This is a genomic window from Listeria farberi (assembly GCF_014229245.1).
Lineage (GTDB): Bacteria > Bacillota > Bacilli > Lactobacillales > Listeriaceae > Listeria > Listeria farberi.
The window spans coordinates 114,231-127,939 of sequence record NZ_JAARZJ010000001.1 but is presented as its reverse complement, the minus strand read 5'-3'; the positions used below and the strand labels follow the sequence as shown (position 1 = coordinate 127,939).

General features: G+C 37.9%; 9 protein-coding genes. 1 reads left to right on the top strand and 8 read right to left on the bottom strand.

Features of this window, described 5'->3' with window-relative positions; translation table 11 throughout:
- Nucleotides 1–96 precede the first annotated feature (96 nt).
- Genes HCB45_RS00620 through HCB45_RS00600 form a run of 5 tightly spaced genes read right to left on the bottom strand, consistent with a single transcriptional unit; the run spans nt 97 to nt 8,004 of the window.
- Nucleotides 97–1,581 (bottom strand): response regulator transcription factor, encoded by a 1,485-nt coding sequence (locus HCB45_RS00620; protein WP_185607866.1) that lies wholly within the window; start codon nt 1,579–1,581, stop codon nt 97–99.
- Complete coding sequence (locus HCB45_RS00615; RefSeq protein WP_185618473.1) at nt 1,581–3,320, bottom strand: sensor histidine kinase; 1,740 nt, start codon at nt 3,318–3,320, stop codon at nt 1,581–1,583. Before HCB45_RS00615 ends, HCB45_RS00620 begins: the two co-directional genes overlap by 1 nt.
- Before the next feature lie 56 nt (nt 3,321–3,376).
- The gene (locus HCB45_RS00610) at nt 3,377–3,988 is read right to left on the bottom strand and encodes a YesL family protein (protein ID WP_185607865.1); all 612 of its coding nucleotides are present in this window, start codon (nt 3,986–3,988) and stop codon (nt 3,377–3,379) included.
- Nucleotides 3,989–4,047: 59 nt separating this feature from the next.
- Entirely contained in the window at nt 4,048–5,352 is a 1,305-nt protein-coding gene (locus HCB45_RS00605; protein WP_185618297.1) for a glycoside hydrolase family 125 protein, read from the bottom strand.
- Between the two features lie 3 nt (nt 5,353–5,355).
- A complete protein-coding gene (locus HCB45_RS00600) occupies nt 5,356–8,004 on the bottom strand; it encodes an alpha-mannosidase (protein WP_185618295.1) in 2,649 nt (882 codons plus the stop codon).
- Between the two features lie 263 nt (nt 8,005–8,267).
- Here HCB45_RS00600 and HCB45_RS00595 point away from each other — a divergent pair, with 263 nt between their 5' ends.
- Nucleotides 8,268–11,366, top strand: a complete 3,099-nt coding sequence (locus HCB45_RS00595) for an alpha-mannosidase (protein WP_185618293.1) — start codon at nt 8,268–8,270, stop codon at nt 11,364–11,366.
- Between the two features lie 67 nt (nt 11,367–11,433).
- Here the strand turns inward: HCB45_RS00595 and cspB are convergent, their stop codons facing one another.
- From cspB to dapF, 3 genes are all read right to left on the bottom strand, one after another.
- Nucleotides 11,434–11,634: a cold-shock protein CspB gene (gene cspB / locus HCB45_RS00590; protein ID WP_003723180.1), complete on the bottom strand. Its 201-nt coding sequence runs from the start codon at nt 11,632–11,634 to the stop codon at nt 11,434–11,436.
- 286 nt (nt 11,635–11,920) lie between these two features.
- A complete protein-coding gene (locus HCB45_RS00585) occupies nt 11,921–12,616 on the bottom strand; it encodes a phosphatase PAP2 family protein (protein WP_185319205.1) in 696 nt (231 codons plus the stop codon).
- 13 nt (nt 12,617–12,629) lie between these two features.
- On the bottom strand, nt 12,630–13,619 hold the full coding sequence (dapF, locus tag HCB45_RS00580; RefSeq protein WP_185618291.1) for a diaminopimelate epimerase: 990 nt from the start codon (nt 13,617–13,619) through the stop codon (nt 12,630–12,632).
- Between the last annotated feature and the right edge of the window lie 90 nt (nt 13,620–13,709).

The following is a 13,709-nucleotide window of genomic DNA, read 5'->3' as shown; positions in this document are numbered from 1 at the left end:
TTTTGTAAGTGCTTTCAACATCTTTAGTTTATCGTTTTTCCAAGGGTTAAAATAGTTGCGGATGTTTAGATTTATAGACAAACATTAGAAATAATCTTATTGATGGATTTTTCGGTAGCGATTTGGTGTTTCTCCTGTGTGCTTTTTAAATTGTCGATAAAAATAAGCCATATCGGTATAACCAGATTTTCCAGCAATGATCGTTAAATTATCTTTTGTTTGCAGCAATTCTTCCTTCGCATAGTTAACTCGGTAGCGATTTAAATAATCCGTAAAATGCTCACCCATTTCTTTTTGAAAAAGTTGCCCGAGATAAACAGCATTAATGTGGAAATCGTTGCCAAGCGTTTTTAAAGACATCCCTTCTGCAAAATGTTCGGTAATATATGATAATACATTTTGGATAATAGGGCTTTTTGATTCATCGGTTTGTTTTTTACGATTGTAGTAACGAATAGCATAGTTAAGTGTCGCTTCTTCTAGCCCCTCAATACTTGTTTCTTCTGCAATTCGCCCCATTGACTCACTTAATTCTTTAGGGTCTGATTCTGCCATCATCACAAGCAGCTCATTCAAAATATGGAGCATTTGATGCGGATCGCTTTCTAATTTATGATCGTTCCATTCTTTAAAAAAGTTGTTGATCCATATTTTGATTTCTTTTTCATTATTCATTACGAGTAGTTTTGCAAGTTGATGTTGTTTTCTTTTTGGTCGCCAAGTATGTTTCGTACGTTTTTGGTAAGCAATTAAGCTGCCGGACTCTTTTACAAGTCGTTCTGGAAGTAATCTTGTCAGTTGACGAAATGCTTGCGGATACATTATCTCCCCTTGTACTTTTTCACTAATAAATATATAAAAAGCTTCATTCGAGATTCGTTTTTTAATCTCTTGATGAATCGCTAAAATTTGTTCGGATATAGAGATTTTTTCGGTTATTCCTAAGATGATTTCATTTTCTGGAGTAAGCAGCATAAATGGATAAGTGCGCCGGTAGTATTCAGAAAGCTTTTTCCATTCAGCTATGTCGATTTCTTTGGTTGGTTGAATCTGGATGAGGACGGCGCTCTCGTTTTGATTTAAAGTCATATCGTATAACGCCAAGCGCTCTTCCCATTCTTCTTTATTAATTCGTAAATTTAGCCAACGCCAAATTGTATTGTCCCGTAGAATGTAGTACGCTTCTTCCCTTGGTACGACATTATCTGTCACTTGTTTTTTCTCTATTTGTACGAATGTTTCTTTTAATTCTTGTTCGTTTAAAGGTTTTAATAAATAATTTTCGATTCCCGCTGAAAGCCCACGTTTTACATAATGAAAATCTTCAAATCCGGAAAGAACGACGGTTTTAGTCGTCGGTTGGCGTTTTTTCCATGCATCGATTAATTCTAAACCGTTCATCACAGGCATTTCTATATCTGTTAAAAGGACATCCACTTCTTGATCCGCAAATAACTCTAGGGCTAGTGCGCCATTTTTGGCTGTCCCAACAATTTCAATGTTTTGCTCAAATTCTGGAATAATGCTTTCTAAACCTTTAAGGATAAGGGGTTCGTCGTCTACTAGTACTATTTTTAGCATCACTTTTCTCCTCCCGTATTTTGAGGTACTTGAAATAGAATGATTGTACCTTCATTTGGCTTACTTGTAATCGTTAATGAGTAAGCTTCACCATATAAAAGTTGCAGTCGTTTGTTTAAATTAGCTAGGCCGATGTGGTTTGTTTCAGCTTTACTTTCAATCGTTTCTTGCACTTCTTTTAGTTTTTCCGCGTCCATCCCTTTGCCATTATCTTTTATTTGAAATTGTAAATTGTTATTTTCCGCCGTGACTGTAATAGTAACTACTGGATGTTGGTTTTCTTTATAGGCATATTTGAAAAAATTCTCAATGAGCGGCTGCAAGGCAAATCTTGGAATATGCGTATGATTAAAACGCTTTTCAATATGGATTTCTAGCTTAATCGGCTGTTCGTGGCGCATTTCCATAAAACGAACATATTGTTTTACATAATTGATTTCTTCGCCTAAAGTCGTGATTTCGCGATGGTTAGCAGTATAGCGTAATAACGTCGCAAGTTGGTAGATCATATCACTTGTTTCTTTTGCCCCTTCTACCCGCGCGTTCATCCTAATTGCTTCTAAAGAATTATAAAGAAAATGAGGTTGCATTTGTCCTTGAAGCGCTTTGAGTCGCGCTTTTTGTTCTTCCATTTCGAGACTATAGACCTTCTTCACATAAGCGTCGAGATTTTCAGTCATATGGTTAAATCGCTCACTAATCATCGTCAGTTCATCCCCGTTATTATCGACAGGAAGTTTTGCATCAAGCGTTCCATTTTCTACTCGGTTCATCCCACCAATAATTGTCAAAATCCGCTTGGAGTAGCGCCTGCTTATCACAAAATTAACGCTAATAGAAAAAATAACGAGTAACAAACCAATCCCAAATAAAGTCAACTCTATTAGTGGCGCACTATCATCCGTGACACGATATAAAAAAGTATTATTTTTTAAGCCAGTAGTTTCATCCTCTGTTTTTTGAAAGTAGATTTTCTTATTATCTACATTCATCCAGCCTTGTTTTTCGGGTGGAGTTATTTGTTTTGCAGGGTGATTGGAATATAACTCGGCTCCTTTAGTATTATTTATTTGGAAAATCGAGTTTTTATAATCTTTCGTAATCCATTTGTTTAAAAAGGTCGGATCAATATAAAGCAATAGATAGCCCATTTGTTTTAATGTACTCGGATCGTTAATCGGCTGCTTCACGACAATTTTATTTTCTATCGTATAAAAATTTCCTTGTTTCGATGCTTGACTGGCAATATTTTCTTCACCATATGTATCAACAGTTTCTTTCCATTCACGGTAACGGCTCGGGAATGTATAGGAGTAGCTTCCGTCATCCGAAATGAGTTGAAGCGCAATAATATCTTCATCATACGAAAAATAAGACTGTAAATAGGTTTGCATATCTACAGAATAAAAATTTTTACTTTTAAAATAGTTGTCGATATTTTGCTCGGTGTAGCTACCGTAGTCATTTGTCATCGCAATTTGAACATCTTGCATCAAATCACTATTGCGGTAAATATCTTGCGTTAAACTAATTAATGCCTTTTGCTTTTCAGTTAAAGCTTCCAACTGCTTGCTGGCGATAGTTTCCGCTCTTTGGAGATTGGTATCTAGCTGAATGTTGGTATAATATTTATAAATGAAAAAAAGTAACAAACTCACGGTAAAAAGACTTGTTAAAGAAAAAATTAATAACATCCTTTTAAAAACGCGCTTACGTGGTAATTCTTGTGTCATTCTAATTCCCTGCCCCCTTTTCCTTTCTGATTATTGCATACTATCAAAAATAATGTAAGGGGTTACTTTGGCTCCATTTGTTTGAAACGGTGTAAGTTGATTTTCATTATCCAATAACTTGGTAAAACGCCCGAGATAAACAAAATAAAAGCTGGCATTTTAGAAATCAACCATGCACAAAAAACAAGTCCAACCACAATCATAAAGGTATTTTTAAAACTTGTAATAGCTAGTAAGAATGCTTGACCAACATAAGCGCGAACATTTTTCATTTGGAAATGAACAAATACGGTAAAATACTGTAAAAAGGCAATACCAACGAGAAAAAGTAAGAACATCAAGAAAAAGTATAAAATGGTCGACCAAAATCCTTGCATCAGTTCAAAAACAATCCGTAAATCAGCATAAAGAAATATCCCAATGGCAGCAAAAACCCCACCTGCTAAATTAGCAGAAACAAATACTTGCTTATAAGTTTGCCAAGCTGATTTCCAAACAGGCGTGTCTAAATTGCCTCTCGCCCATTTTCTCGTAATCGTAAAAAGGGCAACTGTCGCTGGCATAAAACCAAGCACAATCCCGCCCATTAATACAAGAAAGAGCCATACTAAATTCGTCCAAACAAGCCGTATTATCCAATCACTAATAACTGAGAATTTATCAATAAGTTTCATTCTTTTTTCTCCTTTGATAGTAAGAGAAAGCCTGAGTTTTTCGCCCAGACTTTTCTTTTTTATTTACTTAATGGACTTCCCTTTACATATACACCACATAAACTTAGGACAAATTCACTAAACATCGCATTCGACCAAGCAAACCAGTCGCGAGTGAATTCAGCTGGGTTGGAAGCATTTACTCCTTCATGCATGTAATCCGTTCCGCCATCACCAGCTATTAACATCTCTAAAATCGCTTGTTTCTCGCTTTCTGTTTCTGCGGTTAACCCTTCAATACTGAGCGCAATCGGCCAAACATAATGATCTGGCGTATGAGGACTACCAATTCCAGTAAGTACGCTACCTTCTACAAAATAAGGATTTTCTCGACTTAAAATGAGTTTTCTAGTCGCTTGATATGCTGGATCATTTTTCTCACAAAAACCAAGATACGGCGCAGCGAGTAAGCTCGGCACATTCGCATCATCCATAAATAACTTACGCCCAGTTCCGTCAACTTCATAAGCGTAAACATCGCCGTAATACGGGTGCGCTTGTTTAGCGTATGTTTCAATTCCAGTTGCGACTTCTTCTCTTAACTCTGAACTAGCTTGGGTTAATTCCTTATCATCCGGGTAAAACTGTGCCGCTATTTCTTTAGCGTAATCCATCACTACGACCAAAAACATATTACTTGGCACAAGATAACCGTACATACACGCATCATCACTTGGTCTAAAGCCACTCCAAGACATTCCCGTATAACTTACATCTGTTCCTTTGCCATTATTATTTAAAGTATCTGATTGACGCACATTTTCTCGTTCAAAACGATATGGACTTTGCTCCGTATGCTTTTGTTCCGTTTTAAATACATCGATAATCTGATGCAAAGCCAGCCTAAATTCCTCGGTAAAATGACCCGTGTGATTAGTGCTTTTCCATAATAGATAAGCTAACTGGACTGGGTAGCAAAGTGAATCAATTTCATACTTCCGCTCCCAAACAAGGTCTGTCATCGCTGTCTTATCTTGTTGAAAACCGGCACCATTCGCAGTTTTATTAAAAGCATTCGCATAAGGATCATGAAGAATATATTTTGTTTGCAGTTTTACAAGATTTTCAATTAACGTCGCCATCTCCTCATCTTCTTCTGCAACAATTAAATAAGGGCGGATTTGGCTTGTTGAATCGCGTAACCACATAGCTGGAATATCGCCTGTAATAACAAACGGATGCCCCTCTTCTGTTTCCTGCAAAGTAGTTGTATAGGTGTTAGTAAAACATTTTTCAAACATGCGATGTAATTTTTCGTTTTCTGGAAAGGTCGTTTTTACTATATCAATCCATTTGTTAAAACTTGTTGGTACTTTTTTTGTCATGAATTACACTCCTTTTAATGTGATAATTTCGTTTGGTTTAACGGTAAATTGATTTCTGGCATCTCCTGCTGTTTCTTCTAAAATGGTCGATTTTCTCCACAAATCAACTGTGTTTAATAGTTTTGGCTCGGATGCTGTTTGATAAAAACGAATAATTGGTTGATTGTCTTTCGCTAGTTTAAATGCGGAAAAAACCAGTCCGTCTGCTACTTTCCATTTCGCAAAATCTTTTGTTTCTGCAAGGATTTTTTCTTTTGATGATGAAGGGTGTTGAATGGCAAAAGTAGGTGTTAAGAGTGCGTTAACTTGTGCAGGGACATTGACGTTTGATTCGTCTGTAAGGAATACATGGAACTCGGCTGTGATTTCGCGGTGGCATTCTGCTTCATATGCCGGGAAATCACCCCAGTCGCCAATTTCTGATACTGCGCGTAACAGTGTTAGTTCCAATCTATCCCCTTGCTCGCTTACTTCATATTCCGGTAAGTCAAGGCTTGCAACAACGATATTTCCACTGGCAACAAAACCTTGTTTCCGGTTATCATTAGCAGGATTTGTCCATTCTTCCACTTGTTTATTCGCGCGCGTTACTACTTCAAAAACACTGCCCGCTTGATGTGTTTCTGTTTGTTTTCCAGTTGGTAAAAGTACGCGAAGGCGATGGTCATCCCCTCGGTTATCTAGTTTAACGCGAGCAGTTAGTTGCTTATCATGTTTATTTAGCGTCAATTCTGTAGTGATTTTAAAAGTAGTACGATAGTCCGAACGATGTGACTTCCGTGCCGGATGCCAAACTAGTCGGCGTTTTTCTTCAGCAAATGTCGCACTTGCGCTTACTGGGATTTCTATTTCATGTTTAATTTCGATTGTCTTTCCAAGCTTATCTTCCCGCAACACGCGAATCTCAGGTTTTGAATTATAGGTATTTATTCGTAAATTATCGCCCGTTTCTTTAAACATATACTCGTTACCAATATCGCCAACATCCTCATATGCACCAAGCCCCGCGACTTCTACAGCAGTCTCTTTATCCAAAATGGAGTAAGTTCCGTTCGGCGCGATTTCTACTTTTAAATATTGATTTTCTAACTGTAAGTCCTTTGTTAGCTCTTTTTCGTCATCCGAAACTGCGACCGGATGCGCATAGATTGTTTGATAACCAACAGCTGGTAAATGTTCCACAGTAAAGGTTAGTTTATATTTTCTTGCAAAATAAGAATCACGGAATTTTCGCTCTGGTAAATCATAGTTAAAATGAATACCAAGTGACTCAACCACAACCGGAATTTCCTCCCCATTACTTGTTTCCATCCGAAAACTTTGTTCGGGAAGTTTTGCTAATTCATCTGGTATCAGTTCAAAAGGCATCTCAGAAAAATGAATCGCGTCTGTTTCAAGTTTAAGTTCGACAGTTCTAGTTGCTTCTATCCCACCTGCATGGAAAACAGTAATTGGAATACCCGCATCATTCGTTACGATTTGTCCCGTTATTTTACGTGCTGCGTTTTGAATAATCGCCATAGTTGTTTGTTCGACTTTTTCAAAACGAGTCTCCATTTCGCGGTGCACTTCATCCAAACTACATCCTGTAATGCTGTCATGGATTTGATTTTCCATGAGTAATTTCCAAGCAAAAGCCAGATATTCATGCGGATAACTAACACCTGCTTCTGTCGCCATTACTGAAATTGGTTCCGCTAAACGCTCTAATAAACGTTCCATTTTAGCATTGGCTTGTTTCAAGTAAATACGCGAGGAAGCCGTATTAGCAAGCGTTGACCAACCATCTGATTGTTGGCTCGTTAGTTCTCCGTGAACTGTTTGTAATTTTTCAGGTTCAAGCCCGGCTTTGACAGCATCTTGGTATTTTTCAAAATGACTATGAATAAAATCAATCTCTGGATACAGTTCCCGCGCTACTTCAAGCGCTTCTGCTAAATCTGTTTGAACAGGCTGGTGGTCACAACCGTTCATAAATAACCATTCATCTGTTGACGCAAATCGTTCCACGTCTGCCAATTTTTTATCCCAGAAATTTTTTGCTGCTTCTTTATCAGTTGGAATTTCATTACCATTGGAATACCAATTGGCGAGTAAAATCCCTAAAACTTTCGAACCATCCGGGCTTTCCCAGAACATCTCTGAATATTTTGAGGCAAAAGCACTATCAAATACTTGGTTATTAAAGCCAGTTGGGTTAACGCCTCGTCCAAAAACAACTGTGTCAAAACCAGCTTGACGCATTAATTGCGGCACTTGACCATATAAGCCAAACGTATCAGGAAAATAACCAATTTTTTCCGCTTGACCGAATTCTTCCGCCATTTCTAAGCCGTATTGCAAATTACGAATATTCGCTTCTCCACTCGTCAAAAAAGCATCTTGTAACATATACCAAGGGCCGATTCGCAGTTTCCCGTCCGCAACCAGTTGTTTCATTTTTTCTCGTTTAGCAGGTTTTACAGCTAAATAATCTTCTAACATAATCATTTGTCCATCCATATGAAAATGATTAAAACCAGTTTCTTTATCAAGTAAATCTTCTACTTCATCCATAAGTGTAACGAGCCTAAATCTTAAGCTTTCCAGTGGTAAAAACCATTCTCTGTCCCAATGAGAATGCGATATAATATGCGCTTTCTTTCTAGTCATTTTGCCCCTCCAAATATCCTTTTTGTATTCGCTTTCAAGCTAAGTATAGTAAGGGCTAAAGCGAATTGCAATGCTACGCCAAAAACTACTATGAATAATCCATTTTCCCTTGATTTGTCCATTTAGAAAAAGCTTATTCCTTACCGCTCTAAAGATGAGAAAAACGACCCTGTTAAATTCCTTTCAAAAGCCAAATTGACTTCTTTTCCCGCTATGATATATTGAAATCGTTCTAGACAAAAAGAAAGGATTTGAGTATATAGATGTTTTTCACAAAAGATAAATTACGCGGCAGACTCGATGAAGTCGCACTTTACCGCTATGAAAAAACGCATCGGATTCAGAAATTCCAAGCAGCTGAGGATAAGGACGGAAACATTGCAGCGCGCCCTAAAACTGTCATTTATGATAACGAATTAAACATTGGAGAAAACTGGGCCGGCCGCGATCGCTACGTCTGGTTAAAAACAACGATTACCTTCCCCAGTGCCAAAGAAGGTACTCGCTTAATCGGTTACTTTGATTTTGGCAATACCGGCGACGGTCATAATTCTGGTTTTGAATCCTTATTATTCGTAAACGGCGAACCACTCCAAGGCGTCGACCAAAATCATCAAGAAGTTCTTTTCCCAGATAGTTTTGCTGGAAAAACAACCGAACTTGTCTTTCGTTTGTGGTCTGGTCTTGAAGGTGGCGGCATTCCTTCCATCCAAACACATTACTTAAAAGAAGCATTTATCGGTTATTTAAACCTCGTGATTGACGATTTATATTTCACGAGTAAAGCTACCTTAAAAACACTCGATCAATTGGAAGAAAATAATCCGACGCACGCTCCCCTACTTCAAGCTATTAACCGCGCTTACCTAGCGATTGATTGGGGAACACCAGGCTCTAACCAAAATCTTGCCTCCATGGAAGACGCTAACCGAATCTTGCAAGCAGCACTAAAAGAAATGCCGAAAAACTTTCCTATCAAAGTGGCAGCAGTTGGACATACCCACATTGATGTAGCATGGCTATGGCGTTTAAAACATACCCGAGAAAAAGCAGCACGATCATTCTCGACCGTGCTCCATTTAATGGAAGATTATCCTGAATACTTATTTTTACAGTCACAGCCCCAACTATACGCCTACATCAAAGAAGATTATCCAGAAATTTATGCCAAAATAAAAGCTAAAATCGAGGAAGGAAACTGGGAAGCTGATGGCGGAATGTGGCTTGAAGCCGATTGTAATATCCCTAGTGGAGAATCACTCGTCAGACAAATGCTCTACGGTCAGAAATTTTTACGCGAGGAGTTTGGCAAACCTTCTAGTTTTTTATGGCTTCCTGATGTGTTTGGTTATAGCTGGGCCTTGCCACAAATTCTCCGTAAATCAGGCATCAAAACTTTTATGACGACTAAAATTAGTTGGAATCAATATAATCGTATGCCACATGATACGTTCCAGTGGCGCGGTATTGACGGTACAGAAATCCTAACTCACTTCATCACTGCACCAGAAAAAAACAGCCGAATTTCTACTTATAATGGTAAAATGACCGCGCGTGAACTGGTGGGACTTTGGGATAAATACCAAGATAAAGAAATAAACCAAGAATTATTACTTGCTTACGGTTACGGCGATGGAGGGGGCGGAGTAAATCGCGAAATGCTTGAGATGCGTCGTCGCTATGATAAAATGCCAGGAATCCCTGAAGTAAAACCAAAAAGTGCTACCGATTATTTCAATAATTTACATGAAACGATTCAGAGCACTGATCAATATGTCCACACTTGGAACGGGGAACTTTACTTTGAATACCACCGCGGAACTTACACTAGCCAAGCCTTCACGAAAAAAATGAACCGTAAAATCGAGCTTGGTTTAAGAAATAGCGAATGGCTTTCTGTTTTAGCGAACCTAAAAGAAGGAACTACTTATCCAACTGAAAAATTAGCGAACATTTGGCAAATACTACTTCGAAATCAGTTTCACGATATTATTCCTGGCTCTTCCATCAAAGAAGTATATGATGATGCGCTAATTGAGTATACTGAAGCATTCACCGAAAATAATGCGATTATCTCTAAACAACTGGAAAAATTAACCCAGCAAGCTTCTGAAAAAATAACGCTATGGAATAGTTCCACTTGGAATCGGCCGCGCTATATCGAAATTAAATCCGATAATCCCGCTAGTAACTTATCCTTTTATGATCAAAAAAACAAGCACCTCCCTGCACAAAAATTAGCAAATGGCGCGTGGCTCATCCAGCACCATAACTTGCCAGCGCTCGGTGCCACAAGTGTTTCCGTTAAAGAAGCAACTGATGAGCTAGCAAAATCGCCTTTCACTTACAAAGACAAGCAATTAGAAACACCCTATTATCAAATAACTTGGAATGAAAACGGCCAATTCACATCCATTTTTGACAAAAAAAATAACCGTCAAGTATTAGCAGAAAACGCGCGAGGTAATATATTTCAATTATTTGAAGATAAGCCGATGTGGCATGATGCCTGGGATATTGATTTATTTTATCAAGAAAAACAAAAGGAAATAACCACATTAGATTCTTTTGAAGTAATCAATAATGGACCACTTGAGCTCACTATTAAACAAGTGCTTCATTCAGAGAAATCACAAATTACACAGTGGATTCATTTTTACCATGAGAGCCCTGAAATCAGATTTGAAACAGAGGTGGATTGGCGTGACCGTAACCAGTTGCTTAAAGTCGCTTTCCCTGTTTCCGTTCATGCCAGTGAAGCTAGTTATGATATTCAATTTGGTAATGTCAAACGACCGACGCACTGGAACACAAGCTGGGATTATGCTCGTTTTGAAACAGTTGGACATCAGTGGGCCGATCTTTCTGAAAAGAATTACGGTGTCAGTTTGTTAAATGATTCCAAATACGGCTATGATATTAAAGACTCGACAATTCGACTAACCTTACTCAAAGCAGCTGGATACCCTGACCCAGAAGCCGATTTAGGCCTTCACCAGTTTACGTATTCGCTTTTTCCACATCAAGGAGATTTCTTAGACGGAGAAACAGTCCAAACTGCTTGGGAATTAAACAACCCGATTTTCACATCTAACGGAGAAATCGAATCATTCTCGCTTTTCCAAGTTACTAATCCTTATGTGATGATTGATAGCGTCAAACAAGCTGAGGACGGTAATGGTCTTATCATCCGACTGCATGAATTCGCAGGTACACACGGCGAAGTGACATTAACTAGCGATTATGCTATTACTTCCATCACAGAATGTAACTTACTGGAGGAAAACGAAACAACTCTTGAAACAACAACATTTGCCATTACTCCTTTTGAAATTAAAACTTACCGAATTTATCTAAAATAAAAAAACACGCAGCCAGGCTTCTCCCTAAGAAGTCCACTGCGTGTTTTATTAGTTTAACGTGATCAGATTAAAGTTTAGTAACTTTTTCTGCTTGTGGGCCACGTTGACCTTCAACGATTTCAAATTCAACGCTTTGACCTTCGTCTAAAGTTTTGAATCCTTCACCTTCGATAGCGCTGAAGTGTACGAATACATCATCTCCGCCTTCTACTTCGATGAAACCGAAACCTTTTTCACTATTAAACCATTTAACTGTACCTGTTTGCATATTTCACAAACCTCCAAAAATTTTCTTAATATGTTTCTTTTACTAACGAAAAAGATGTTAACAACAAGCTAATCATTTTTTCAATTACAAAATTCACATATTAGTAAAGATACTCATTTACATCAATATCCTTGCTAATACATAAATATACTTCCTGCAACACTTATATATTAACGCCAACGGACAAATAAATCAAGTGAAAAAGTCGCACGGTTACAAAATAGAGTATTCAGTTTATTGACTAAAAAACCCTGCTATAAGTTAATTCTTATAACAAGGTTTTCTATTAATCGATAATACTTCTATCTTTAATACGCCATTTCACAAGTAAATTATGTAATGGTTTACGAACTAAGAAATAAACGCCTAAAGAAATAAGCACAGAAGCTGTACCAAGGAAAAATCCACCTAGTACATCTGTTGGGAAATGCACGCCTAAATAAACACGTGTATACATTACAAACAAGATAAATCCATAGCCGATAATTCCGATAATGATTTTTTGCCACATTTTTGGCACTGTGAAAATTAAGAACATCGCTGCAAGGCCATAGAAAACAGCCGTAGCAGTCGCGTGTCCACTAGGGAAACTAAAACCAGATTCCTCTATTAACCAGTTAACGCTATCTGGACGTGTACGAGCAACTAATGTTTTCAAAACTAGATTAAGGACAACACCACAAGCGAGCATCGTTCCACCAAACCATAGTCCGACAACAAATTTTCGTAAAAAGAATAAGATAAGAACGACTACAATCGTTAAAATAATCGTTGTTTCTGCACTACCTAAATTGGTCACTAGTTTAACGATAGCTGTTTTATCAGGTTGAATCCCGCCACGAATCTTTTCAATCCAACTTAGGTCAAAACGCGCTACCCAGTTACTTTCTGTTGCAATGGCTGCGGCGATTGTAATAAATAAAATCAGACAAAATCCGCCAATAACGAATAATGGTGTCGCTTTTTTTCGATTTGTATTCATGGTTAACTCCTTTTCATTCGGTTGTTTTTAAAAATTGCTTTACTTCTTTTACAAGTTCTTGATACTGCGCTTGTTCCGGTGTCGCTTCATTTGTAAGTTCAGTTACAGTGTCTCTTTCGTAGCTAACTGATCCCGTACTAACAAATGTTGCATTACCAATTAATTGTAGCGAAATTTCACCAGCTTCGTCTTTTTTGGCAGTCACTTGCACCCGCCCACCATCATTATAAACATTAAGTGGCGTTTCAAAAGTATCCTGGTCTAATATTTTTTTAATTAAACTACAAGCCGACATCGCTGTTCCGCAAGCATTCGTAAAACCAACGCCGCGTTCAAATGTCCGCACATAAATTGCATCATCGCTTAAACGTTTCACAAAACTAACATTGACGCCATCAGGAAAATAAGGATTTTCGCTGTTTAAATAACTCGCTAATGTTGCTTGTTTATCCGAGTCTAACACAGTTTGGTCCACAAAGGTAATCAAGTGTGGATTTGGCACCGACACAGCAGAAAAAGCTAATTCCGAATCTAGTTCAGGAACGACTTGATTAAATAATTTTTCCATACCGACATTCATTGGTAAACTTTCTGCATTAAATTTAACTGGAGAAATTTCGACTTGATACGTTGGTATATCAAAACCAAGTGAAGTTGCTTTTTTGACATCCAGTATCGCTTTCATTGTTTCGACTTTTGCTTCTGTTAATGCGTGCTTTTCAAGTAAATAGCGAGCTACTGTTCTTAAGCCATTGCCGCACATTGAAGCAATCGATCCATCCGAGTTAACGACACGCATTTGGCCAATTGGTCCAGCTTCATTACTTTTTGTGACATATAAAATACCATCTGCCCCACCAAGCGAATGCGCTCTATCACAAAGCTTTATTGCAAAATCAGCACGTTTCGTATCCGACCAATCCATAATTTGATTTTCTTCTTCATCAACTAAGAAAAAATCGTTTTGCGAACCATGTACTTTTGTAAAGTGAATTGTTGCCATTCCTTCAAGCAACCTCCTTTATTTGGAATTACGTCTATAATACCACATCTTAAATTAAAAAAGCTTGGGGAACCTCCTTTTTAAACTACT